Source organism: Sorangium sp. So ce367, assembly GCF_051520455.1.
In the GTDB taxonomy this organism is placed as follows: domain Bacteria; phylum Myxococcota_A; class Polyangia; order Polyangiales; family Polyangiaceae; genus Sorangium; species Sorangium cellulosum_B.
On sequence record NZ_CP150334.1, the window covers coordinates 10,691,229 to 10,717,360 of the forward strand.

13 protein-coding genes and 1 pseudogene are annotated in these 26,132 nt (G+C 71.1%); 6 read left to right on the forward strand and 8 right to left on the reverse strand.

From position 1 onward, the window contains the following. Window positions 1–316 precede the first annotated feature (316 nt). From WME97_RS40520 to WME97_RS40530, 3 genes are all read left to right on the forward strand, one after another. Window positions 317–2,812 carry a hypothetical protein gene (locus tag WME97_RS40520; protein ID WP_437545751.1) on the forward strand — a complete coding sequence of 832 codons (2,496 nt, stop codon included), beginning with the start codon at window positions 317–319 and terminating at the stop codon, window positions 2,810–2,812. A 406-nt stretch (window positions 2,813–3,218) separates the two neighbouring features. Then, window positions 3,219–9,503, forward strand: coding sequence for an AAA family ATPase (locus WME97_RS40525; protein WP_437545753.1), 6,285 nt, complete (start codon window positions 3,219–3,221; stop codon window positions 9,501–9,503). Then, the gene (locus WME97_RS40530; protein WP_437545755.1) at window positions 9,500–11,521 is read left to right on the forward strand and encodes an ATP-binding protein; all 2,022 of its coding nucleotides are present in this window, start codon (window positions 9,500–9,502) and stop codon (window positions 11,519–11,521) included. Before WME97_RS40525 ends, WME97_RS40530 begins: the two co-directional genes overlap by 4 nt. A gap of 85 nt (window positions 11,522–11,606) precedes the next feature. On the opposite strand, the pseudogene WME97_RS40535 reads toward WME97_RS40530, so the two are convergent. The 7 genes and pseudogenes from WME97_RS40535 to ppdK form a co-directional block, all read right to left on the reverse strand. Beyond that, a pseudogene (locus WME97_RS40535) lies at window positions 11,607–11,780 on the reverse strand (PAS domain-containing protein); the annotation flags it as partial. A 77-nt stretch (window positions 11,781–11,857) separates the two neighbouring features. Beyond that, on the reverse strand, window positions 11,858–14,515 hold the full coding sequence (locus WME97_RS40540; RefSeq protein WP_437545757.1) for a DEAD/DEAH box helicase: 2,658 nt from the start codon (window positions 14,513–14,515) through the stop codon (window positions 11,858–11,860). Further along, a complete protein-coding gene (locus WME97_RS40545) occupies window positions 14,512–15,009 on the reverse strand; it encodes a HipA domain-containing protein (RefSeq protein WP_437555588.1) in 498 nt (165 codons plus the stop codon). The genes WME97_RS40540 and WME97_RS40545 overlap by 4 nt, the downstream gene beginning before the upstream one ends. Window positions 15,010–15,711: 702 nt before the next feature. Beyond that, complete coding sequence (locus WME97_RS40550) at window positions 15,712–16,413, reverse strand: hypothetical protein (protein WP_437545759.1); 702 nt, start codon at window positions 16,411–16,413, stop codon at window positions 15,712–15,714. Window positions 16,414–16,712: 299 nt separating this feature from the next. Then, complete coding sequence (locus WME97_RS40555) at window positions 16,713–17,444, reverse strand: PspA/IM30 family protein (protein WP_437545761.1); 732 nt, start codon at window positions 17,442–17,444, stop codon at window positions 16,713–16,715. A gap of 88 nt (window positions 17,445–17,532) precedes the next feature. After that, window positions 17,533–19,074 (reverse strand): hypothetical protein, encoded by a 1,542-nt coding sequence (locus tag WME97_RS40560; RefSeq protein WP_437545763.1) that lies wholly within the window; start codon window positions 19,072–19,074, stop codon window positions 17,533–17,535. Window positions 19,075–19,276: 202 nt separating this feature from the next. Then, window positions 19,277–22,063, reverse strand: a complete 2,787-nt coding sequence (ppdK, locus tag WME97_RS40565; RefSeq protein WP_437545764.1) for a pyruvate, phosphate dikinase — start codon at window positions 22,061–22,063, stop codon at window positions 19,277–19,279. Between the two features lie 190 nt (window positions 22,064–22,253). Between ppdK and WME97_RS40570 the strand changes: the two genes are divergently transcribed. From WME97_RS40570 to WME97_RS40580, 3 genes are all read left to right on the forward strand, one after another. Then, window positions 22,254–23,192 (forward strand): FKBP-type peptidyl-prolyl cis-trans isomerase, encoded by a 939-nt coding sequence (locus WME97_RS40570; RefSeq protein WP_437545766.1) that lies wholly within the window; start codon window positions 22,254–22,256, stop codon window positions 23,190–23,192. Window positions 23,193–23,257: 65 nt separating this feature from the next. Next, window positions 23,258–24,487, forward strand: coding sequence for an AAA family ATPase (locus WME97_RS40575; RefSeq protein ID WP_437545768.1), 1,230 nt, complete (start codon window positions 23,258–23,260; stop codon window positions 24,485–24,487). A gap of 181 nt (window positions 24,488–24,668) precedes the next feature. Beyond that, the gene (locus WME97_RS40580) at window positions 24,669–25,337 is read left to right on the forward strand and encodes a c-type cytochrome domain-containing protein (protein WP_437545770.1); all 669 of its coding nucleotides are present in this window, start codon (window positions 24,669–24,671) and stop codon (window positions 25,335–25,337) included. Window positions 25,338–25,380: 43 nt separating this feature from the next. Here the strand turns inward: WME97_RS40580 and WME97_RS40585 are convergent, their stop codons facing one another. After that, window positions 25,381–26,028 (reverse strand): hypothetical protein, encoded by a 648-nt coding sequence (locus WME97_RS40585; RefSeq protein WP_437545772.1) that lies wholly within the window; start codon window positions 26,026–26,028, stop codon window positions 25,381–25,383. Window positions 26,029–26,132: the final 104 nt, after the last annotated feature.

The window sequence follows — 26,132 nt, forward strand, 5'->3', positions numbered from 1 at the left end:
TCGGCGGAGCGTTGGGAGCACCACGTCGCACCCTGTCGCGAACCGCTTCGCCCCGGCCCGGGATTCACGGCGGCGCCGCGGCCCAGAACACACCGCGGCGCCGCGGCCAGGTCGGAGATCGCGGCGCACCGGAGGACGTTAGAGGCGGGCGCGACGGCTGCGCCTGGTGCCCTGGGGAGCGACCGTCTCGTCGCACAGCCGATGTTTTTGGCGCGGCGGACCCGGGTGGACAATTGTATTGATTCGACCACGATGCGACGCTCAGGCTGCCCGGGGCGTCCCGCGCCCCCCTCGAGGGCCGCGGCCTTCAGCGATTATGGCGAAGACTTACCGTCCGCGGATCCCCAAGCCCTTTCGCATCCCGCGCCGGATGGCCGCGCGGGCGGAGGCGACGCGCTTCGGGTGGCTCACGCCTGACGTGCTCTCGATCGTCGCGGGGGCGCTGATCGCCGCCGTGGCGCCGCTCGATCGGCTCGACTACGTGGCGCGCGGCCTCACCGCGTCCGCGCTCGCCGACGCCGCGCCGTCCGCGCAGGTGCTGCTCGTCACGGCCTCGCCCGAGGCGCTGCGCGAAGGGCTCTGCGAGCGCTCGCTCCCGGGGCTCCTCGAGCGCGGGCGCGCGCGCGGCGCGCTGCTGATCCCCCCGGCCGACGCGTTCTGCGGCGGCGGCGCCGCGAGCCGCGCGGGCGCCGCGAACGCCACGAGCGCCGCGAGCGCCGCGCCGGTCGTCCGGATGCCGCCCGAGCTGCTCCGCCTGAGCGCCGGCGATGTCGTCGGCTTCTTCCCGCTCCCGGCGGGGGAGCGCGCGCCGGAGCTCGGCGCGCTCGGCGTCTCGGCGGCGCCCTGGGTGCTCAAGAAGGCGCCGCAGAGCGTCCCGGCGGTCAGCCTGCGCGATCTCGCGGACGGCCAGGTCCCCGCGAGCGCGCTCGAGGGCCGCGTCGCCGTGGTCGCGGTGGGCGCCGGCGGCGTTGCTCCCCAGGCGGTCGCGACGTCGGCGCTGCCCCCGGCGAGGGGCGTCGCCGCGGTGCTCGGCGGGCTGCTCGACGGCGGCCGGCGCGCCTCGGCGCCGGCGTGGGTGCCGGCGCTGTTCGTGCTGCTCGCGGGCGGGCTCGTGAGGACCGCGCGCCGCCGCTACGGGAGCCTGGTCGCCACGGCCGCGCTGTTCCTCGGCGTGTTCGCGCTCGCGGCGGGGCAGGGCGTGCTCGCCGCGCGGGCCGAGGCGAGCCTCATCGCGCTGCCGAGCGCGCTGTTCGGCCTCGCTGTCGCGTTCGCGGGGGTCATGATCGTGCGCGGGCTCGTCGTCCAGCGCTCCGTCGATCGCGCCGCGGAGCTCATCCAGCGCGCCGCGCTGTTCCGCATGCAGGGCGTCCACACGCTGCCGGACGAGGAGTTCTGGCCGCGCGTGGCGCGCCTCGCGGAGCAGGCGCACCCGGCCGATCTCGTGCTCGTCGCGGAGCTGCCCGCGGGGAGCTGGCACCTCCGGTTCTGGAACGACAGGCAGGGCGGCGGCGAGAGCTTCGTCGCCGAGCTCCGCCGCGACGTCCGCCGCCCCCCGTACAGCAGCGAGCAGGGCGTGCCGGCGATCCGCCTCTCGCGCCGGTTCCTGGCGAAGCAGGACATGCCGGCGGTCGTGGTCCCGCTCATCGCGTTCGGCGAGATCGAGGGGTACGTGTTCTTCTGCGGCCCGGTCGCCGAGCAGACGTTCTCGCGCGAGCCGGAGCGCGCCGAGCACGTCGGCCGCGAGCTCGCGCTGCTCCTGCGCAGGAAGCGCCTCGCGCGCACGGCGCAGGCCGGCGCGGGCGAGGCGCGCGGCGGCGGCTCGCCGGAGGACGATCTGGTCGAGGGCGCGCGCGTCGCGCTCGACGACCTCCAGCTCTTCGGCTCGATGCTGCGCAGCGCGCCGGTCGGGCTGCTGTACGCGGACGCCTTCGGCGACGTCCGCTTCGTCGCGCCCGAGTTCGCGAAGTGGCTGCGGGCGCGCGACGTCACGGTGCCCGCGGAGAGCGCGAGCGCGGCGCTCCCGCCCGGCTCGCTCACGCTGGGCGACGTCCTCGGCGCCACGGCCGCGAGCGACGCCGCCGTGTCGCTCTCCAGCGTGATGGCGAGCGACGACGGCATCGAGCTGAGCGTCAGCGCGCCCGAGCCGGCCGTGCTCTCGGTGCGCCCGCTGCGGCGCGAGTCCGACGGCTCCTCGTGGATCGCGGGCTACGTCGCCGCGCTCATCCCCGTCCAGCAGGCGGCCCCCGTGTCCGACAACGTGCGGCCGCTCGCGGTGCGCGACGCCGCCGATCCGCTCTGCGCCTTCCAGCTCGGCGACGTCGTGGCCGATGCCGTCGCCAGCGCCTCCCGCGCGACGGGCCGGGCCGTGCGGCTCGAGCCCATCCGCGGCGCCACGCACGCCCTCGGGCACCGCGGCGAGCTCGAGCAGGTGCTCGAGGCGTTCCTCACCGACGTCGCGGGCCGCGGGCTCCCCGGCCACGGCCCCGTGGTGTCGGTGCGCGAGGCGCCCCAGGGCGTGCAGCTGTCGATCCTGGACGTCGGCTTCGGCCTGGGGCTGCCGGAGTCGGCGCTCCAGCGCGTGCTCACCGCCCCTGGCTCCGCCCCGGCCGGTCTAGAGCCGCTCGGCCGGCTGATCCTGGCGGTCGAGGACAGCCACGGTCACGCCGAGCTCAAGACGAACGACGGCTGGGGCATCACGCTCACGGTGACGCTCCTCAGGGCGCACCCGCGCGCGTTCGTGTCAGCGAACGAGGGCGGCAAGCCGGCGGCGCAGCAGAACGTCATCGCGATCGGCAGGGCCGGGCCGAAGTAGCGCCGAGGAGCGGGGGACGACCCGATTCCCGAGGTCGACCGGCGGCTCGCCTCGGGACGCCCCTGGTTGGCCCGGTTCTGCTGATTGCGCATCAGTACACCGCAGTTCAGACATACATCGCGCTCCCCTCCTTCGTCCGTCCTGGGTCGATTCGACGGACTTCGATCTCCCCCAGGGCGGCGCGCAGGCGGTTGTTGTTGGTGTCGTCCGCCGATCCGCACCTGGCTCTGGGGAGCTCGTTCCGCCGCTCGTACTCGTCATCGAACGTTCGCTATGATGCTGGCGGGCTGGGGGGCGTGGGCAGCGCCAACCCCCCTGGCGGCACAGCTCGGTGCCAGATCTCCGCCTCCGGAGATATAACTGGTTGAATGCGCCGCCTTTCACGGGCAGGCGAGCAAGGCTATTGATGATCGTCGAAAGAGGGTATGCGCGCCTCGAGAAGATCGAGGAACACGCTGATTTCAGCTTGTTCCGCGCGTGCCGCGAGGACGACGGTGTCCCGGTCTTGCTGAAAGTCCTGCGCGCCGAGAGAGCGACTCGCGCCGAGGTCGCGCGCTTCAAGCATCAGTGCGAGCGCATCGCGCAGCTCGCCTCACCCCGCCTCGTCGCCCTGCACGCCGTCGAGGAGCTCGCCGGCGCCCTGATGGTCGTTCTCGAGGACTTCCCGGGCCGCGATCTCGCGCGGATCCTCGCCGCGCGCCCGTCGCTCAGAATGCCGCTCTGCGAGGCGCTCGATCTCGCGGCCGCGCTCGCCGAAGGCCTCGCCCCCGTGCACGCGGCGGGGCTCATCCACCGCGATCTGCGCCCGCACAACGTGCTCGTCGGCGCATGCGGCGCGGTCAAGATCACGAGCTTCGGCGTCGACGCCGAGATCACCCGCGCGCACGAACGGCTCTACGCACCGGCGGTGATCGCCGACGTGCTGCCCTACGTCTCCCCCGAGCAGACAGGCCGCATGAACCGCGGCGTCGACTACCGGACGGACCTCTACGCGCTCGGCGTCATCCTTTACCAGGTGCTCACGGGTCAGCGCCCCTTCGAGGCCCTGGACCCGATGGAGCTCATCCACGCGCACCTCGCCCTCGCGCCCGCGCCGCCGTCCCGCGTCGACCCGACGATCCCCGAGGCCATCTCCGGCGTCGTGCTCAAGCTGCTCGCGAAGAACGCCGAGGACCGCTACCAGAGCGCCGAGGGCCTGCTCGCCGACCTCGACCGCTGTCGCGAGGCCCTGCGCGGCACGGGGACGATCGAGCCCTTCGTCGCGGGCCAGCACGATCGCCAGGACCTGTTCCGGATCCACCAGAAGCTCTATGGCCGCGAGCAGGACATCGAGGCGCTGACCGCCGCGTTCGAGCGCGCGCTCGAGGGCAGCCGCGAGAGCGTCCTCGTCTCCGGCTACTCGGGCATCGGCAAGTCCTCGCTCGTGCAGGAGATCCTGCGGCCGCTCGCGCGGCAGAAAGGCTATTTCACGAGCGGCAAGTACGACCAGTACAACCGCGACGCGCCCTACAGCGCGGTGATCCTGGCGTTCGACGGCCTGGTGCGGCAGATCCTCACCGAGAGCGAGGCGCGCATCGAGCGCTGGCGCAGCGCGATCCTCGAGGCGCTCGGGCCGAACGCGCAGGTCGTCTGCGACGTCATCCCCTCGCTCGGCCATGTGGTCGGCGCGCAGCCGCCCGTGCCGGCGCTCGCCCCGCTCGAGGCGCAGAACCGCCTGAACCGCTGCTTCTTGCTGTTCGTCTCGGTGTTCGCACGGCACGCGCACCCGCTCGTCCTGTTCCTCGACGATCTCCAGTGGATCGACGCCGCGAGCCTGGGGCTGCTCCGCTCTCTGCTGGCCGACGACTCGCTCGCGGCGCTCTTCTTCTGCGGCGCCTACCGCGACAACGAGGTGTCGCCCGGGCACCCGTTCGTCCGGGCCATCGAGGAGCTAAAGAATGCCGGGCTCGTCGTGCGCGACATCGTCCTCGCCCCGCTCGCGCGCTCGCACCTCCTCGAGATGCTCTCGGACAGCCTGGAGCGCGACGACTGCGGGCCGCTCGTCGATGCGGTGCAGAAGAAGACAGGTGGCAACCCGTTCTTCGTCAAGGAGTTCGTCCGGTCGCTGCACGACCACGGCGTGCTCACGTTCGCAGCCGGGTCAGGCTGGCGCTGGGACCTCGCCCGGATCGAGGCGCTCGCGTACACGGACAATGTCGTCGACCTCATGGTGCGCACCATCGCGCGCCTGCCGCCGGAGGCGGTGGAGGCGCTCAAGCTCGCCGCGGCCATCGGCAACCGGTTCGAGCTCGACATGCTCGCCACGGTGAGCGAGTGCTCGCCGGAAGAGGTGTACGGCCGCCTCGATCCCGCCGTCGGCGAGGGGCTCGTGCTGGCCGGGCGCGAGGGCTACCGCTTCGCCCATGACAAGGTCCAGGAGGGCGCCTACGCGATGATCCCGGAGGCGGACCGGCCCGCCTTCCACCTCCGGATCGGCCGGCTGCTCGCGGGCAAGCTGGACCTCTCCGAGAGCCAGAGCCTCTTCGACGTCGTCGGCCACCTGAACAGCGCTGGCGACCTCGTGTCGGACCCCGCGGAGCGCCTTTCCCTCGCCCGCATGAGCCTCGATGCCGCCTGCCGCGCCGAGGACTCGGCCGCCTTCGGCGCCGCCCTGCGCTACCTTGAGCTCGGCCTGCTGCGCCTCCCGGAGGACGCGTGGACGTCGCAGTACCCGCTCCGCCTCGCATACGCGATGAAGACCGGCCTCATGCTCTCGCTCTCGGGCCAGCACGACGACGCCCTGGCGCTCCTCTCCGATTGCCTGGAGCGGACCGCGAGCCGGCTCGATCGCACCGAGGTGCTGCGGCTCAAGATGAACGTGCAGGTGCTGAGAAACGACCTTTCGGCCGCCCTCGCCGAGGGGCTCGAGGCCCTCAGGGGGTTCGGGATCGACCTGCCTCTCATGCCCGACGACGAGACGCTCGACGCCCACATTCGCACGACGATGGCCATCGTCCGCGAGCGCTCGCTCGAGGCGCTCTTGGACCTGCCCCCGCTCGTGGACCGGGAGATCGCGGCACTGCAGAACGTGCTCCAGGAGCTCTTCTCCCCCACCTACCACATCAGTCCGAACAACTACGGCATCATGTTCGCGAAGATCTTGGAGATCTCCTACCTCCACGGCCTGTCACCAAACTCGATCTACGGCTGCGTGAACTTCGGGTCTTTCCTCTGTGCCCGGGGCGACGTCGAGCTCGGCTACCAGTTCGGCCGCGCCGCCCTCGCGCTCGCCGAGCGATACCCGGACAAAAAATCCGAAGCGATGTTGTGCAACATGTGGGCCGCCCACATCCAGCACTGCAAAGATAGCTTCGACGCCTGCAGGGAGCCGCTGCTCACCGGCATTCACGCCGGGGTCGAGACCGGCCAGTACATCTGGGCTTTCTACAACACGGCCAACCTCAGCACGAATAGCCTCATCCGCGGTCTGCCGATCCCTGACCTCCTCGCCGAGGCGAGGAGCCTCGTGCCGATGTTCAAGCTCGACCGGTTCAGCGCCATCACCTGGATATCCAGCTCGGTCGGGCAGATCGCGCACAACCTCTCGATCGCGACCGAGCGCCCCGCCGTGCTCGTGGGGGAGTGGATCAACATCGAGAACATCTTCGACGAGGCGCGCCGGCACAACTACCAAGCTTGGCATTACTTCGCGAGCTTCTACGTCGTGTTCCTGCTCGTCTTCCAGGGTGAGTTCGAGGAGGGGGCGCGCGCGACCCTCCAGGTTAACTTCGGGTTCGAGCCCAATCGGGCCTGGCTCGGAACCCCGTCTTTCCACTTCTACAGCGGTATCGCGCTCGCGCGGGCCTCGGACGTCGTTTCGCCGGACGAGCGTGCGCTCTTCATCACCCGCGCCGAGCAGTTCGCCGCCAAGGTCTCCCGCTGGGCCGACCTCGGCCCGGAGAACTTCGCCCACCGCCGCGCCCTGCTCCTTGCCGAGCTCGAGCGCGTCCGCGGCGATGCGCACGCAGCGAGCGATCACTACGACGAGGGGATCGCCCTCGCGAAACAGAACCGCTTCCTCCAGGATGAGGCCCTCGGCAACGAGCTCTGCGCGCGCCACTGGCTCGTCCTCGGCAAGACCACCATTGCCCGCGCTTACATGACCGAGGCGCAAAGGGCCTACGGCCGCTGGGGCGCGACGGAGGCGATGCGGCGCCTCGAACGCGCGCACCCCGACCTCGTCCCGAGCGAGCTCCTCCGCGGCGCGACGTGCCCGGAGGCCGCCGCGCCCGCCGGCGCCGCGCTCGACCTCGGCTCGGTGCTCAAGGCCTCCCAGGCCATCTCGGGCGAGATCGTCCTCGACCGCCTGCTCGACGCGCTCATGCGCATCCTGGTCGAGAACGCCGGCGCGAGGCGGGGCTGCCTGCTCCTCGCCCGCGGCGAGACCCTGTTCTTGACGGCCGAGGCGAGGGCGGAGGGGCCCGAGATCGAGGTGCGTATTCCTCACGAGCCCGAAGCCCTCCCTCCGGATCTGCCGGCGTCCCTGCTCAACTACGTCCGGCGCAGCCGGGAGAAGGTGATCCTGGACGACGGGACGGCACGGAACCCCATCATCGCCGGCGACGACCTCTATCGGTACGCCAGATCCGCCCTCTGCCTGCCCATCCTGCGGCAGGCGGAGCTCGTGGGGTTGCTCTACCTGGAAAACGACCTCATCGCCGGCGCGTTCACCCCGGACCGGCTCTCGGTGCTGGAGCTGCTCTCCGCCCAGGCCGCCATCTCGATCGCCAATGCCACGCTCTACGCCGACCTGCTCCAGGAGAACAGCGAACGCCGGCGAGCCGAGCAGGCCGTGCGGGACAGCAAAGAGCTCCTCCAGTCGATCGTCGACAACTCGACAGCGGTCATCTCCCTCAAGAACCTCGAGGGTCGTTACCTGATGATCAACCGGCGCTACGCTGAGCTGTTCCACGTCAGTGAGCAAGCGATCGTCGGCCGGACCGACTACGATATATTTCCCAGGGAGAGGGCCGATGCCTACCGCGCCGTCGACCAGGAGGTGCTGGCCACCGGAACCGCGCTTCAAGCCGAGGAAGAGGCCCTCCAGGACGATGGGCTGCACACCTACATCTCTCTGAAGTATCCCCTGTGCAACGCGGCGGGGCAGCCTTATGCCGTCTGCGGCATTTCCACCGACATCACCGAGCGCAAGCAGGCCGAGGCGGAGCGCCAGGCCCGCAAGACGGCCGAAGCCGAGAGCCGAGCGAAGACCGAGTTCCTGAGGAACATGAGCCACGAGCTGCGCACGCCGCTCAACGCCATCCTCGGCTACGCACAGATCCTCAAGCGCTCATCCGGTCTCGAAGACCGCCAGGCGGTGGGACTGAATACCATCCAGCAGAGCGGCCAGCACCTCTTGACCCTCATCAACGACCTTCTGGACCTGGCCAAGATCGAGGCGAGCAAGCTGGAGCTCTACCCCGAACCGATCGATCTCTCTGCCTTCCTGACGGTCGTCGCCGACATCATCCGCGTCAGGGCGGAGCAGAAGAGCCTTCACTTCGTCTACGACGTCACGCCGCACCTGCCCCGGGCGGCGCTGGCCGACGAGAAGCGCCTGCGTCAGGTGCTGCTCAACCTCCTGGGCAACGCGGTGAAATTCACCGATCGGGGGCGGGTGCGCTTCGGGGTGCAGGTGCTGGCGCAGGACGAGACCGACGAGACCGGGGCGCGCCTGCGCTTCGAGGTGGAGGATACCGGCGTCGGAATGACGCCGGAGCAGCTGGCCAAGCTCTTCCAGCCTTTCGGGCGGGTAGGTGATGTGCGGCGCCGTCCGGGTACCGGCCTCGGGCTCATGATAAGCCGCCAGCTGGTGCACCTCATGGGCAGCGAGATCCACGTGGAGAGCCGGCCCGACGAAGGCAGCCGCTTCTGGTTCGATGCGACCTTGCCGGTGACCGAGATCGCCGCGCCCCTCCGGCCTTCCGAGCGGGTCGCCGTCGGCTACGAGGGGCCGCGCCGGAAGGTGCTGGTCGCCGACGACGTGGTGGGCAATCGGGCGGTGCTCTCGGACCTGCTGAGCAGCCGGGGCTTCGAGGTCCGCGAGGCGGCCAATGGCCAGGAGGCCATCGAGCAGGCCATGGCCGCCTCGCCGGATCTGGTGGTGATGGATCTGGTCATGCCGGTGATGGGCGGCCTGGAGACCATCCATTGCATTCGCCGCGATCGCGAGGCTCGGGGGCTCGCGCGGCTGCCGCTCATCGTCGTCTCCGCGAGCGCCAACGAGGAGGACCGGGCCGAGAGCGTCGCCGCCGGCGCGGACGCCTTCCTCACCAAGCCGGTCGATCAGCAGAGCCTGCTGCGGGTCATCGGCGCCCAGCTCGGGCTCACCTGGGTCTATGCCAGACCGGCCGAGGAGCAAGCCGGGGACAGGGGCGCCGCGGAGCTCGTGGCGCCTCCCCGGGAGGAGATGGAAGTCCTCCATGCCCTGGCCCTGGAGGGCAACATGCGTGACATCCGAAAGCGGGCCGCCTACCTGATCACCCTGGGCGACCGCTACCGCCCCTTCGCCGACCGCCTCGATCGCCTCGCGCAGGACTACCAGTCCCACGCGCTCCTCACCCTGGTCGAGGAACGCCTGCAGGGGGTCGAGCCGATGGCGATGGTGGGGCCGGAGCTGCCGCGGTGCATGGAGGGCGGTCAGCGACCATGAGCAGCGCCACGGCCCCCGATCCGCGCACCCGCGTTATCCTGATCGTGGATGACGTGCCCGCCAATCTCGGCGTGCTGGTGGATAGCCTGGAATGCATGGGTCATCGCGTGCTCGTCGCTCAGGGCGGTGAAGAGGCCTTGAAGCGGGCCAGCCTCACGAGGCCCGACCTGATCCTGCTGGACGTGTTGATGCCTGGCATCGACGGCTTCGAGACGTGCCGCCGCCTGAAAGCGGCTGAAAGTACTCGAGACATCCCGGTGCTTTTCATGACCTGTCTGACCGATGCGGCCGACAAGCTCGTGGGGTTCAGGGCGGGGGGCGTCGATTACATCACCAGACCGTTCGAGATCGGAGAGGTGATGGCACGGATCACGACGCACCTGAGCCTGCGCGAGGCGCACAAGGAGCTCGAAGAAAAGAACGCGGAGCTGCAGCGTGTCCATCAAGAGCTGGAGCAGCGGGTCCGAGAGCGCACGGCCGAGCTGGCCAGCTCGAACGCCGCTCTCCGCGAGAGCCAGCATCTGCTCCAGGCCATCGTCGACAACACCGCCGCCGTCGTCTTCGTCAAGGACATCGAGGGCCGCTACATGCTCGTCAACCGCGGGTGGGAAGAGCTCTTCCAGATGCGCCGCGAGCAGGTCATCGGCAAGACCGACCACGACCTCTTCCCGCGCGAGCAGGCCCATGAGTATCGCGCCAACGACGTGCTCGTCCTGCAGCAGAATCGGGCCATGGAGCTCGATGAGGTGGCCCCCCAGCGCGACGGCGCACGCACGTACATCTCTCTCAAGTTCCCACTCTGCGGCCCCGCCGGCGAACCTGATGGCGTCTGCGGTATCGCCACCGAGATCACGGGCCGCAAGCACGCCGAGGACGTGCTGCGCCATTCCTACTCGCTCCTCGAGGCCACGCTCGAATCGACGGCCGACGGCATCCTTGTCGTCGACGGCGCGAGGCGCGTCGTGCGCCATAACCACAGGCTCGCGCAGATGTGGAGCATTCCCACCGATGTCCTCGACGGCGGATCGGCCGATGTGCTCCTCGCGTTCGTCGGCGGCCAGCTCCGCGAGCCCGAGCTGTTCCTGCGAAGCGTCCGTGACCTCTATGCCGATCCCGAGGCGAGCGCCTTCGACACGTTCCCGCTTCGGAACGAGCGGGTCTTCGAGTGTTATACGCAGCCCCAGCGCCTCGGAGCGCGCGTGGCCGGGCGGGTCTGGAGCTTCCGCGACATCACCGCGCGCGTGCACGCCGAGCAGCAGCGCGATCGGCTCCTCCTGGACGAGCGCCGCGCGCGCGCGGCGGCGGAGGAGGCCACCCGTCTGAGGGACGAGTTCCTCCTCATCGCCTCGCACGAGCTCCGCACCCCGGTCACCTCCCTGCAGCTCTCCATTCAATCGCTCGGGCAAAGGCTCTCGCGGGGCATGGACGCCGAGCGCGTGCGTTCGGCGGTCGCCCTCTCCGGCCGCCAGATCAAGCGCCTCTCCAACCTCGTCGACATGCTCCTCGATGTCTCCCGCATCCAGGCGGGGAGGCTCGAGCTGGACCGGGCGCCCGTCGATCTGCGCGAGCTGGTCGCCGAGATCGTCGCCCAGCTCGGCGACCAGCTCGCGCAGTCGGGCAGCACGCTCGCCGTGCGCGCGGAGCAGCCGATCACCGGCTGGTGGGACCGGTACCGCCTCGAACAGGTCGTGACCAACCTCCTGACCAACGCCATCAAGTTCGGGGAACGCGCGCCGATCGAGATCACCATCACCGCGGAAGGCGGGGTCGCGCGGCTCTCGGTGGCGGACCACGGGCTCGGGATCCCGGCCGAGGTGCGGACGCAGCTCTTCGAGCGATTTCGCCGCGGCGTCTCGTCGCGGAATTATGGAGGGCTCGGGCTCGGCCTCTATATCGCGCGCACCATCGTCGAGGCGCACGGCGGACGAATTCACCTGTCGAGCGAGGTCGGCCAGGGCTCGACCTTCTGCGTCGAGCTGCCGCTCTCGACCGAGAGCGCAGCGAGCCACTCCACCTAGCCGGAGCCGGTCACCCGGTGGGCTCGCCGCTGAACGCCGGGGCGGGCGCGATCGCTCATGGGAGCACGGTGGGCCAGGTTCTTGGTCAACGCCGATGCGGTCCTGTCCTCTGCGCCGGCTCGACCTCTTTTTGACGGGTCACGTCCCGCACGAGGCCCACGATGTAAATGGGCTTGTCGTCCCTGTCGCGGACAGGCACCTTCGTCGTCTGAAAGCTCCGCATCCGCTTGTCCTCGAGCGGCAGCTCCTCCTCGAAGAAGGCCCGCTCGTGCTGGAGGCGGTACGGCGCCCGGCTCGCGCGCCGAAGTCCCGGCGAGACGCGATGTCCGGATCAGGCTACCGCTCGGCCGCGCGCTCGAGCGACGCCCCCCCCAGCCGCGCGACCCAGCTCGTCGCCTCGTCGACGGCCGACCTGGCGAGCGCCGCGTCGAGCGGCACGCCCGCGCGCGCGAGGGCGCCGAGGTCGTGGAGCCGCGCGAGCACGGCGTGGGCCTCGATGGGCAGCCCGCCGGCCGGCACGAGGTCGCGGTACACGCCCGCGATGAGGGCCGCGTGCGACTCGGGCGCTGGCCCCTCCAGCATGCCCGCGATGGTCCCGGCGAGCGCCTCGTAGGCTGCGCGAGCGGCGTCCGCGGCGAAGCCGGCGTCCAGCACCACCCGCGCGAGCCGAAGCCTGTCCGCTGCCGCGTTCCGGGCGGTCTCCGCCGGAGGGCGAGGGCCCGCCGACGGCCAGCGCGCCTGTCCGTCGCCCTTCTCGTGCGTCGCCTCTCCCCTCGTCCCCGGCGCGCCCTGGCCTCCCTCGCCGCTCGCCGCAGGCAGGACGTCGCCGCCCCCCTCCTCGGTCGCGCCCGCATCCGTCGCTTCGGCTCCCTCCGCCACCGCCAGCACCTCCCGCATCTCGCGCAGCACCACCGAGAAGCTCGGCGCCGAGAGCTCCTCCACCGTGGAGTCGGCGCGGAGCGATGCCACCAGCACCTTGCGCTTGTCGCTCAGGATGCCCTCGATGCCTCGCTCGATGCCCTCCTCGGCGCACAGGTAGGTCACGCTCACGCGGTGCGCCTGGCCCAGGCGGTGCGCGCGCGCCGTGCGCTGGTCGAGGCGCGCCGGGTTCCACGGCAGATCCAGGTGCACGACGTAGCTCGCCGCCTGCAGGTTGAGCCCTACCCCGCCGGCGTCCGTGCTCAGGAGCACCCGCACCGCCGGGTCGTCCCGGAACCGGTCGAGCAGCGCCGGGCGGCGCTCTGTCGGCACGTCGCCGTGGAGCATCGCGTGCCCGACGCGCAGCCGGTCGAGCCGCTCGCTGGCCAGCTCCAGCATCCCCACCCACTCGGAGAACACGATGACCTTGTTCCGGGGCTGCGCCGTCACCTCGGCGATCAGCGCCTCCAGCTCGTCGAGCTTCGGCGATGCCTTCTTGCGGCGCCTCGGATCGCACAGCTCGAGCGCGTTGCACGCCTGCCGCGCCTTCATGAGCATCATCATGAGCCGGTCCAGCTCCTCCTTGCGCAGCGCCCGGCGCTCCGCGATCGCGATCAGCCGGGCCGCTTGCGCGCGGTAGTCCGCCTCGAGCTCGCGCTGCTCCCGCGTGAGCGGCGTGTACCGCGTCTGCTCGAGGAGCGGCGGCAGATCGAGCAGCACCTCGGCCCGCTCGCGCCGGAGCGCGACCGGCGCGACGCGCTGCCGCAGCTCCCCGAGGTTCCGGTAGCCGACGATCCTTCCCCGCTCGTCCTGGCGGTGGAAGTCGGCGTTGAACCGCCAGAGCGGCCCGAGCAGCGTGGGGTCGACGAGCTGCAGCAGCGCGTACAGGTCGTCGAGGCGGTTCTCGACCGGCGTCCCCGTGAGGACGAACAGGAAGCGCGACGGGATCGCGCGCAGCGTCGCGGCCGTCTTGGTGCGGAAGTTCTTCGCGCGCTGCGCCTCGTCGAGCACCAGCACGTCCGCCGCGAGCGCCTGGAGCCGCGAGAGCTCGCGCCAGGTGAGCTCGTAGCTCAGCACCGTGTACGCCGCCTCGAGCGCGAGCGCCCCCGTACGCTGCGCGGGAGAGCCGCCGAGCACCGCGGCGCGCTCGCCCGTCCACCGCGCGATCTCCTGCGCCCACTGGTGCTTGAGCGAAGCCGCCGTGACGATGAGGACCCGCCGCGCCTCGCCGCGGCGCCGCAAGAGCTCGCACGCGGCGATCGCCTGGAGGGTCTTGCCGAGGCCCATGTCGTCGGCGAGCAGCGCCCGCCCGTTGCGGAAGAGGTGGAGCACACCCTCGCGCTGGTACGGGAAGAGCGGCAGCCCGAGGGCCTCCAGCGCATCGTGCTCGCGGCCCGCCCGCGCCTGGAGTGAGCGCCGGCGGCGCTTGTGCCAGATCCCCCCCGCGAGCCGCTCCGCCGCCGGCAGCGCCGCGTGGACGATCCGGGCCGCGGGCGCGTGATTCCCGAGAGTTCCCTCCGACGCCATCCTCAGCAGGCCGCCCGCCTGGACGAGGCGCGCGCGCTCCTCGCGGAGCGACGCGGGCCACGCGCCGACCGCGAGCAGGCGCAGGCCGTCCTGCGCGTCGACCGTGAGCGTGGGCCGCGCCGGCGCGTCGATCCGGGCGAGCGCGCGGCGCCACGCCGGGCGCTCCGCGACCGCGCGGCGCACGGCCTCGAGGTGCTTGCACGTGCCGAGCTGATTGCCCAGGAAATCAGGGCAAGAGCAGGTGTCGTGGCGCGCGCTGGCGTCCACGAGATCGACGACGTACCGCCCCCCGCTCCCGCTCGCCACGGCGTAGTCGCCGTCGACTCGATCGCTGAGCGGCGTGACGGAGAAGGGCTCGCTGTGCGCTCGATAGACGCGCACCTCGCGCTCGTACCGGCGGACCGCGTCGATATCCTCGTAGTCATCGCATCGCGGGGAATCCCAGCGGGTCGGCTCGATCGAGGCAGGGCGCACGGCGCAGCTTTGCCGCAGCCGCCGGATGTTCGCAACAGCCCAGAGGAGCGAGCCGAGCATTGCATTTGGAGTCATCCATTTATCATCAAATCGACCGCCATGCGGCGTAGCCCCCTCGCGCAGCGCGGAGGACGTGCGATCTCGAGCGTGCACGAAGCTACCGGGTCGCTCGATCCCGCTCGAGCACCGGCGAGCGAGCCTGGCAAGCGGCGGCCTCGTGCGCGGCCCCCTCCCCAGGATCTCGCTGCCTGCCCGGGGCTACGCCCGCGTGCGGTTAGAGCGGGCTCGTGTTCAGGTGCTGATCCAGCGCGTTCCGCGCGCCGGGGGCGATAGGCAACGATCCGCGTAGCGTGGACCACGCGTCGCGCGCGCGCGACGAAGTCTCGGACACGATGTCTCTCGTGAGCTCGGGTGATGCGGGAGAAGTCCTTCTCCCCGGAGAGCCGCAAGGCGAGGCGGTCCAGACCGGGGCCACAGGCGATCGTGGAGACGAGATCGTAGGCAGGCGAAAGCCGCGCACGACGGCCGTCGGGGTACACGAGCGACCAGTTCTTCAGGTGCTGCCTCATCCCCACGGTGGCTCCGGTCAGGCGGGCGCCGAGCGCTCCGCGCCACAACCAACGGCGCAGCAGCAGGCGACTGCGATCTCGAGGCGTTGGAAATTCGTAAAAGAACTTTGACAGGACCACAATGGGCAAGGTGTAGGGCAGCAACTCGACGTGCGCGAAACCGGCATCCCGCCGGAGAAACACGATCGTCTCCCGCAGGGCGGCTTCGGTGGACCGGAGCGCGGCAGGTACCTCGTCGCGATGCAGCGCGTCTGTAAACTCACGATCGAGCGGAAGCCCTTTCACAGCTAGAGCACCGATCGGATTGGCAACCACAAGAATGAGACGCCAGAAGACGCCAAAAGACGTCTAAAGACGCCAAGAGAACAATAAAATTCTGGCGTCTTTTGGCATCTTGACGTCTTCTGGCGTCCCAACTTCTCGCTGTTGGGGTGCGGCTTCAACCCGTTTGTCGCTCTAGCACAGCGTCCGGCGAGGTCGCGCGGCCGCCGCGGCGTGCGACCTCGCCCGCGGCGGCCCGCGCGCGGGACTCCTCACGCGGTCGCGAGCGGTTTATGAGGAGTCGAGACGAGCGAGGCCGACCAGCGCAACCGCACCGCGCGCACGCGAGCAGCCTTGCCTGGTCGCGCCCTTTACGTTCTTCCTCTCCGTCAGGTACGGCCACCGTCGGGCGGCGGCGTGCCGCTTGATCTGCGGCGTGCTCTACTCGATGGAGAGAGTGACGGCCTCGTCGGTCACGTCCGCCACCTCGATACTTCCGGTGAAGATCTCCTCGAACGTGAAGTTGCGGAGGACGATCGAATAACTCCCCTCGTCGATCGCCGCCGCCGCGGTCGAGAACGAGTGCTCCAGGCTGTCGAGATCGATGTCCCCTTCGAACTCACCCGACGTGATCCAGTAGGGACTCCCCTCGACCAGCACGGGCACCAGGGCGCAATCGTCGTTCGTGGGCTCACCGTCGATGAAGTCGGTCTCCCCGACACCCCAGGCCCCGTCCACGAACGTCGCGCAACCCGCCGTGGCGGCTTCATCGTAAGCGATCGCGAGCTCCGTCGTATCGAGGCTGCTGCCGCCCGCGCCGCCGCCCCCTTCCGCATCGCCGCCCGTGCCCGCGCCGCCGCCGCCTTCGGCGCTGCCGCCCGTGCCCGCGCCGCCGCCGCCTTCGGCGCTGCCGCCCGTCCCTGCGCCGCCGCCGCCTTCGGCGCTGCCGCCCGTGCCCGCGCCGCCGCCGCCTTCGGCGCTGCCGCCCGTGCCCGCGCCGCCTCCGCCTTCCGCCTTGCCGCCGGTGCCCGCGCCGCCCCCACCTTCGGCACGACCGCCCGCGCCGCCGCTGCCAAAGCTGATCTCATCATCCCCGCAGGCCACCAGCAAGCACCCAAGAAAGACGATCGAACTCCACTTCATGCGCACCTCGGCTTTCTGTGACGCGCGAAAGCGTAACATGAGCTACAGGTACGCCCCAAAGTTCGGTCCATACGGCTGAACCCGCAATCTCGCGACGCGCCCCCGGCGGTCGCTCCGAGGTGCGGGAGGTCGCCTCCACCGCTCCGTGATGTGGAGCCTTCGTCACCTGTCGAAGGAAGGATGCTCGCCGAGGCGGAATGTCACTCGATGCGGCGCCGGCGCCGGCGCCGGCGCCGCCACAGCGCGTCCGGCGAGGACGGCCGCCGCTCCCCGCCCTCCGCCGCTCTTCTTTCAGCCCCTCAGGACCCGATCCGGATCCGCTTCTTCAGCGCGGCGAGCTCGTCGTCGACCGCCGCCCCGCCCGGCTTGTCCGCGCTGCCGGCGCCGGCGCTGCCGCGGCCGTGCTCGAGCTGGGCGAACTTCGCCTCCAGCTCGGCCGCCGACAGCCCGCCGCCGGAGATCGCCTCCTCGATCTCGCGCGACGCCGCGACCTGCGCCACCTGCCCCTCGACCTGCTCCTCCATGCGCCGGAACTCGGAGAAGGCGCTCTGGCCGCCCCTCGCCCCGAGCCCCTCGGCGCCGCCGCCGGCGCGCTGCTGCTGGATCTGCGCCGCGAGCGTGCCCTTCCGCGCCTGGAACTCCTCCTGCTTGGCCTCCATGCGCTCGAGCTCGGTCTTCATCGAGAGCACCGCCGAGCGCTGCTCCGCGCGCATCGCCTCGGCGCGGTCGCGCTCGCCCACCACCCGCTTCTTCTGCACGAGCGCCTCGCGCGCGAGCTTCTCGTCGTTCGCCTTCAGCGCGAGCTCGGCGCGCTTCTCCCACTTCTCCGCCTCGGCGTCGAGCTCGTCGACCTTCTTGCGCAGCACCTTCTCGGCCGCCACCGCGTCGACCAGCTCCTTCCGCGCCGCGCGGACCTGGTCCTTCATCTCCTCGACGATGAGATCCAGCGACTTTTTCGGATCTTCCGCCTTGTCGAGGAGCGCGTTGACGTTGCTCGAGATGACCTTTCCCATCCGGTCGAAGATGCCCATGCCGCTAGCGTGCACCGCCCCGCCGCCCCTGTAAAGCGCCCGCGCGCGGGGCCGCGGGCGCCCCCCGCGGCCCCGGGGAGACCGGCGATCAGGGCGCCGGCGGGTACGCCGGACCGAAGCTCGACTCCACCGCCGACCGCGTCGTCAGCAGCGGCGTCTTCAGCGTCTCGTCCTCGTACAGCGGCCTCACCACGCAGGTGTCCTCCCCGCACTCCCCCCCCTCGACGAACGCGACGTCGGCGACCAGCCAGTACCGGGTGTTCCCGTCGGCCGGCGCGAACGTGACGGGCGCCTCCGGGTCGTAGAACCCGGTCGGGCCGAGATCCGCCCCGAGGGAGCCATTGCAGAAGATCTTGATCCGCGGGTGGACCGCGTAGTTCCGGCCATGCGCCGAGTAGTAATGGACGCCGATCCGCGTCCACTGCCCGAACGGCGGAAAATCCACGTTGATGTTCTCGGGCGCGCAAAAATCATCGCTGTCCGGGTCCGTGACGTCGGGGTCGCACGTGATGTTGTCGATATCGAGCCGCGGGTTGTAGCAACCCTGGCCGAGATCGCGCCACGCCCGCCCGGCGCCGCGAGGGGCGTAATAACACGTATTCTTGGCCTCATCCGGGTCCAGATACCAGCTCACCGGCTCCGGCGGCGACGCGCCGTCGCTGAACCACCGCAGCTCCGGATCCGACCCCAGCGTGTCCACGGTGCAGTTGTTGTAACCGCAGTCGTCCGGCGAGCCGGCGACCGCCCACGGCCGCGTGTCGCCCGGCTTGTGCAGGTGCAGATCGAGATCCACCCCCTCGCCGCCGAGGTCGTGCTCCCACTCGAGCTCGACCCGGAGGCCGGGCGCGCCGACGTAAAGGGCATACTCGCACGAGTCGGTCGCGCCGTCGGCGAGGCGCTTCGTGTAGATGACCTTGTACTCCCCCGACTGGAGCGGCTTGTAATCATCCGCCGGGCTCGCCCCGGAGACCGCCGGACACGGGTCGATGCCCGCGGGGCAAACGACGCTCCATGTCTCCGAGCCAGGCTCGGCGTCCACGCTGAACGTGCCTGTCCCCTCCTTCAGATCCACGTTCGCGAACGGAGGCACCCTCAGCGCGTGGCACCCCGCGGGGTTCTCGCGGAAGCACGCCTCGGTCGCGTGGCTGCCGCCGACGCAGGGCCCCCAGACGCCCACCTCGTTGCAAAGCTCGGTGCCCGGAAAACACCCCTCCGCCCCGCGGTACGACGGATCGCCCATGAAGCACGCGTGCGCCTGCCCCGCGACGCAGGAGCACGTCTCGTCGACCTGACCGTCGCAGTCGTCGTCGAGGCCGAGGTGGTTGAGATCGCAGAGCTCCTCGGGGCCGCACTGGGTCCCGCACGGGTTCACGGCGGCGTCGCCGCCGCCGCCGGCGTCGCCGGGGGCAGCCCCGCCAAGGCCGTTATCCGGAACGAAATCACCGCTGCCGCTGCTGCCCTCGGGCGCGCCGCCGCCGCCCGCGCCGCCTCCGCCGTCGCCGGGCGCACCGCCGCTCGCGCCGACATCGACGTGCGGGCCCGAGGCGTGGCAGCCGACCGCGACGAACACACCCGATGTCGCGGCCCCGAGAAATGCGAGGAGCGCAGAGGAGACGCCGAGATGACGCATGAAACCTCCATGTCTCGCCAGCGCGCGGTGCAGCAGCTCGGGCAGGCAGGCGCGCCCGGCGAGACACCGGCGATGAACAGCGAGGTTCCTGGTTTAGCAGACTTGGCGCGATACCAAAGCTCGCACGAGCGTAATCAAAGCACGCTCGTGAGAACGGATGTCCCGGCGCCCTGTCCGGGCATATGTCGCCGGAGGGTGGGTGTCAGTCCGTCGCGCGCGGACCCCTCGCGGCCTCGGCCGCGAGCGCCGCCTGCGCCGCGGCGAGGCGGGCGATGGGGACGCGGAACGGGGAGCACGACACGTAATCGAGCCCCGCCCGCTCGAAGAACGCGATCGAGCTCGGATCGCCGCCGTGCTCGCCGCAGACACCGAGCTTCAGCCCGGGCCGCGCCGCGCGCCCTCGATCCCGCCCGATCTCCACGAGCTCTCCGACGCCGGGCACGTCCAGCGACTGGAACGGATCCTTCGCGAAGATGCCGGCCTCGACGTACGCGCCGAGGAACCGGCCCGCGTCGTCGCGCGAGATGCCCAGGCTCGTCTGCGTGAGATCGTTCGTGCCGAAGCTGAAGAACTCGGCCTCCTCGGCCAGCTCGCCGGCCCTGAGCGCGGCGCGCGGGAGCTCGATCATCGTCCCGAACCGGACGTCGACCCGCCGCCCCTTCTCGGCGAAGACCTTCTCGGCGACCCCCTCGACGAGCGCGCGCGTGAGCGCGAGCTCGCGCCGGGTCATGCTGAGCGGGATCATGATCTCCGGCTCCACCTCGATGCCCGCCGCCGCGACCTCGCACGCCGCCTCGAGGATGGCGCGCGCCTGCATCTCGTAGATCTCCGGCGACGTGATCGCCAGCCGGCAGCCGCGGTGGCCGAGCATGGGGTTGTACTCGGCGAGCTCCTCGCTCTTGCGCTGGAGATCCTTTGCGGAGACGCCCGTCGCCCTCGAGAGCTGCTGGAGCTGCGCCTCGTCCTGCGGCAAGAACTCGTGCAGCGGCGGATCGAGCAGCCGGATCGTCACCGGCAGGCCGGCCATCTCCCGGAAGACGCCCACGAAGTCGCTGCGCTGGAACGGGAGCAGCTTCTCGAGCGCGCGCCGCCGCCCGAGCTCGCCGTCCGCGAGGATCATCTCGCGCACCGCCTGGATGCGCTCCTCGTCGAAGAACATGTGCTCGGTGCGGCAGAGCCCGATGCCCTCGGCGCCGAAGTTGCGCGCCGTCCTCGCGTCGTGCGGCGTGTCGGCGTTCGACCGCACCCGGAGGCGCCGGACCGCGTCGGCCCAGGCCATGAGCTCCTCGAACTCGCCGCTCAGCGCCGCCGGGATGGTCGGCACCGCCCCGAGGTAGACCGTGCCGGTGCCGCCGTCGAGCGTGATGAGATCGCCGTCCTTCACCGTGATCGTGCCGGTCGAGCGCCCGTGATCGTCGTAGATCGTCACCGCCATCCGGCCCTGGCTCACGCTGATGGCCGAGCAGCCGGCGACGCAGCTCTTGCCCATCCCCCGCGCCACGACGGCCGCGTGGCTCGTCATGCCGCCGCGGGCCGTCAGGATGCCGCGCGCCGCCTTCATGCCGTGGATGTCCTCCGGCGACGTCTCGGAGCGCACGAGGATCACCGCCCTGCCCTGGCCCGCGCGCCGCTCCGCCTCGTCCGCGCTGAACACCACCTGCCCCGTCGCCGCCCCCGGGCTCGCCGGCAGGCCGCGCGCGAGCAGCGACTTCGGTGCGCTCGGGTCGATGCTCGGGTGCAGCAGCTGATCGATCGAGCCCGGATCCACCCGCAGGATGGCCTCCCGCTGGCTGATCAGGCCCTCCTTGGCCATCTCGACCGCGATGCGCACGGCCGCGCGGCCCGTGCGCTTGGCGGTGCGGCACTGGAGCAGGAAGAGCTCCTTCTGCTGGATCGTGAACTCCAGATCCTGCACGTCGCGGAAGTGCTGCTCGAGCTTGCCCTGCACCTCGACGAGCGCCGCGTACGCCGCGGGCATCCGCGCCTCGAGCGAGCTCTCGTCGTCCACGCCGGCGCCGGTTCCGGTGCCAGTTCCGGTGCCAGTTCCGGAGACCGACAGCGGGTGCGGCGTGCGCACCCCCGCGACGACGTCCTCGCCCTGCGCGTTGGGGAGCCACTCGCCGTAGAAGCGCCGCTCTCCGGTCGACGGATCGCGCGTGAACGCGACCCCCGTGCCGGAGTCGTCGCCCAGGTTGCCGAACACCATCACCTGGACGGTGCAAGCTGTCCCCCAGGCCTCCGGGATGTCGTGCATCTTCCGGTACACCTGCGCCCGGTGGTTCTTCCAGCTATCGAATACGGCGCCGATCGCCCCCCAGAGCTGCGCGTACGGCTCGTCGGGGAACGGGCGGCCCGTCGCCCCGAGGACGATATCCTTCTGGCGCTGGATCAAGGCCGCGAGCGACTCCGGATCGAGCTGGGAGTCGGGCACCTTGCGCTCGAGCTCGGCGGAGTTCAGGCGCGTCGCGTCGACGCCGAGCTTCGCGGCGGCCTGCCTGCGCGCGCGGCCGAGCGCCTCCTCGAAGCGGTCGCGGGGCACGCCGAGCACGATATCGGCATACGCCAGGATGAACCGCCGATAGGCGTCGAGCGCGAATCGCTCGCTGCCCGTGCGCCGCGCGAGCCCCCGCGCGATCTCGTCGTTCAGGCCGAGGTTCAGGATGGTATCCATCATTCCCGGCATGGACGCGCGCGCGCCCGAGCGGACCGACACGAGCAGCGGCGCCTCGGGGCTGCCGAACCCGGCGCCGCGCAGCGCCTCCAGCCGGCCGATCGCCGCCTTGATCTCGTCCTCGACGCCGGCGGGGAGCGCCTTGCCCGAGGCGTAATAGGCGTTGCAGACCTCGGTGGTGACCGTGAAGCCCGGCGGCACCGGGATGCCGAGGCGGGTCATCTCGGCGAGCCCCGCGCCCTTTCCGCCGAGCAGATCCTTCTGCTGTGCGTCCCCGTCCGCCTGCCCTGCGCCGAAGAAATATATCGATCTCCCCATGGCGGGCGCACGCTAGACCGTCCTCGCAGTCAGGTCGAGATCCCTCGAACGGCGGAATGGAGGTACGACGGACGGCCGACCGCCGACGGCCCCAATCGGATCCAGAGCCGTCGGAACCGCGGCGTGCACCTCACGCGTGCACCTCACAAAAATACCGGCTCTCGACGGCGGACGAGCTATGAAGCCGCGCATGAAGCGCTTCTCTCTCGTCCTCGTTGCGATGTTCGCCGTCCCCCTCACCGCGTGCGACCAGAAGCCCGCCTCACAGGCGATCGCCGACGCGCCGGTGAGCGCCTCGGTCAAGCCGGCCCCGCCGCCGGCGCCCACCCCCGAGCCCGCCGCCTCGCCGCAGCCGCCGCCCGAGCCCGCCGGCCTGCCCGCGCCGCCGGACGTCGCGGCGCCGCCCGCCGACGCGCAGAAGACGGCATCGGGCCTCGCGTCCAAGGTGCTGGCGCCGGGCAAGGACACGGCGCATCCCGGCCCGGACGACAAGGTGACGGTCCACTACACGGGGTGGACCACGGACGGGAAGATGTTCGACAGCTCCATCGTCCGCAACGAGCCGGCCACCTTCCCGGTGGGCGGCGTGATCAAGGGGTGGACGGAGGCGCTCCAGCTCATGAGCAAGGGCGAGAAGCGCCGCCTCTGGATCCCCGGGGCCCTCGCCTATGGCGACACGCCGGCCCAGCCGGGCGCCCCGGCCGGAATGCTTGTGTTCGACGTCGAGCTGCTCGACTTCGCCCCCGCGCCGAAGCCTCCGCCCGCGCCGAAGGACGTGAAGGCGGCGCCGAAGACCGCGAAGAAGACCGCCTCCGGGCTCGCCTACCAGGTCCTGCAGAAGGGCACCGGCACCGAGCACCCGAAGCCCACGAGCCGCGTCGTCGTCCACTACACGGGGTGGACCACGGACGGGAAGATGTTCGACAGCTCCATCGTCCGCGACGAGCCGGCCACCTTCCCGGTGGGCGGCGTGATCAAGGGGTGGACGGAGGGCTTACAGCTGATGGTGAAAGGCGAGAAGGCGCGATTCTGGATACCGACCGACCTCGCTTACGGCGACAAGCCCACACGGCCCGGCGCGCCCGCCGGCATGCTGGTGTTCGACGTCGAGCTCATCGACTTTCGCTGAGCCGTCGGCCGGCGCTTTACATCCGGCCGGCTGCCTGGTCACATGATGGCTGCGGGCGGCCAGGCATGCTGACATCCATCCGACTCAGGAACTTCAAGAGCTTCGCCGATCAAACGGTGGAGCTGTCCCCCTTCACGCTGCTGCTCGGGGCCAACGGCGCCGGGAAGAGCAACTTCCTCGACGCCCTGCGCTTCCTGCAGGGCGTCGGGCTGGATCTACCCCTGTGCGACATCTTCCGCGGCCGCGTCGACGGCAGGCGCGAGGTGTGGCCGGGCCTGCGCGGCGGCACGCAAGGGGCCACGCACAGGGGCGCCAAATCGTTCACCATCGAGAGCCGATGGGCGATCGGGAAGGAGGAGCTCACACACAAGATCACGTGTCAGGTCGAGCCTGACGTGATCGTGGAGCACGAGTCGCTCGAGGCGAGGTCGGCCGGGGGCCCGCTCTTCGACACGCCGGCGTCGGCGCTGAAGGGGCTGGAGGGGTTCGCCTCGGGCGGAGCGATGAAGGCGGCGTCGAAGAAGGGCCGCTCGATGCGGATCGCATCCATGGATCGCAACCCCGCCCGGCGCAGCCTGCTCGGCCAGATAGAGCACCACCGCGGTCGCGGCGAGGACGTGAGCCTCGCGGACGTCATCGCGCTCTGCAACGCGCTCCAGGTCGCGATGCGGAGCACGCTGTCGCTCGACATCGATCCTTCGCGGATGAGGGGTTATGTGCCGCACGAGATAGAGAACCTCGGCGCCGGCGGGCAGAACCTCTCCGCCGTGCTCCGCTGGCTCTGCCAGGAGGCCGAGCACAAGGCCGATGTGCTCGGCTGGGTGCGCTCGATCTTCGCGCCCGAGATCGAAGATATCGAGTTCGCGGAGACGGGCCTCGGCGACGTCATGATGGTGCTCGTCGAGAAGGGCGGCGCCCGCGTCCCGGCGCCGAGCCTCCCGGACGGCGCGCTGCGCGCGCTCGGCAAGATCGCCGGCGTGCTCACCGCGCCGGAGGGGTCGCTCCTCCTCGTGGAGGACCCGGACGCCGGCATGCACCCCGAGCGCGCCGCCGTGCTCGCGCAGCTCCTCGAGGGGGCGGCGCGGCCCTCCGTCTGCCAGATCGTGGCGACGACGCACTCGCCCGCGCTGCTCAGGGGGGTGTCGAAGCAGGCCCTCAGCCGCGCGATCGCGTTCCAGCGCGACCCCGAGACCTGCGCCACGACGACGCGCCGCCTCGCCGACCTCCCGCGCTTCGAGGACCTGGCCGAGCGCGATCCCGGAGAGCTGCTCTCGTCGAAGGCGCTCTCCGCGTAGACGCGACGAACCGATCCCGGTACAGCACCATCATTTCATTGCAGTGTCGCGAGCTCGCGATAACGATAACCATTTTCACTTCGTGAAATGCGTTGTGGATGCTCACAAGGCCATCTAGGGTCCTCCGCGAATCGACAGCGCGGCGCTCGCCGCGCAAACACAGCGTCAAAGAGGTCCTCACATGCTTTCCCAGAAAACTGCACTTCAACTGGTCCTCTGTCTGACCATCGGGTTCTCGGCGGCTGCCTGCTCTGACGATGGTGGCGAGACCGACACCAGCACCAGCTCCAGCTCCAGCTCCAGCAGCTCGACCAGCAGCAGCGCCAGCAGCAGCAGCAGCGCGGGCCAGGGCGGCGGCGAAGGCGGCTCCGGCGGCCAGGGCGGCGCCACCGGCGGCGGCGAAGGCGGCTCCGGCGGCCAGGGCGGCGCCGGCGAAGGCGGCTCCGGCGGCGCCGGCGAAGGCGGCTCCGGCGGCGCCGGCGAAGGCGGCTCCGCTCCCGGCGACCCCCTCTGCGGCGCGGGCACCGCGACCTTCGCTGATGTGCGGATGATCCTGAACACGACCTGCGCGGGGTGCCACGGCAACGCCGGCCCCGCGGCGGCCGGCCTCGATCTCCGCGCGAACGCGGCCCATGGCGAGCTCGTCAACGGCGCGAGCGCGGAGTGCACCGGCCGGATGCTCGTCGTGCCGGGCAAGCCGAGCGAGAGCTACATCATCAACAAGGTGCGCGGCACCGGCCTCTGCGGCGACGACACGCGCATGCCCCCCCCGGACAAGGGCGCTGCCCTGCCCGAGGCCAGCATCAAGAAGATCAACGACTGGATCTGCGCCGGCGCTCCCGCCCAGTGAGCCCGTCTGCCCGGCTCAGCGCCTGTCCCTGCAGCGCAGGCGCTCAGTAGACCTTGCAGCGCGCGCCGCCCGCGGCGCGCGCATACGGGATCTTCGCGCTGCGCCCCTTCACGTAGATCGCCCCGCCCGGAGCGGGCCTCGGGATCACGGCGCCCGTCGCGAGCGGCCGTCCTGCGGGCAGCTCCTCGACCTCGATGACGATATCGTTCCCCTCCTGATCGACCGCCGAGATCGAGGGTCGCCGGCTCTCCTCGTCGGGAGCGCCGCCCGGGCAGGGCACCCCGCGCGCGCTCAGCGCGATGGCCAGCGTATTGGCCGAGGTCTCCGGCGCGCCGGCCGCCCACTGGAACCTGGGATCGCGCGCTTCCCCCACCTCGACGGCCAGGCAGCTGCAGCGCTCCTTGCGCGAGTCGGCGCGCGCGAGCGAGAGATCGTGCCGCACCCCCACCCACGACGAGGGCGCCCGCTCCTCGGGCGTCTGCGGGGCGCCGCCGAAATCGTCGGGCGCGCCGAAAGCCCTGCGCGGCGCCTTCTTCTTCGCGCCCGCCTGATCCGCCGGCGCGGCGGGATCGACGGTGTCGCCCTCCCAGAACGCCGCGGCGCCCGCGTGCTGGTTGCCGCCGCAGGCGGCGAGGAAGACTCCGGAGAGGAGCGCAGCGAAGCGCGCAATCTGGACGCCCGAGGGAAGCATGCAGTGCGATCTTCGCACCGGCGCCGCCGGCGGCCAAGGTTTGTGCTGAGTCGGGGGTGAAAGAGAGAAGAGAGAGAGAGAAACGCCGCTAGGCGGGGACACAC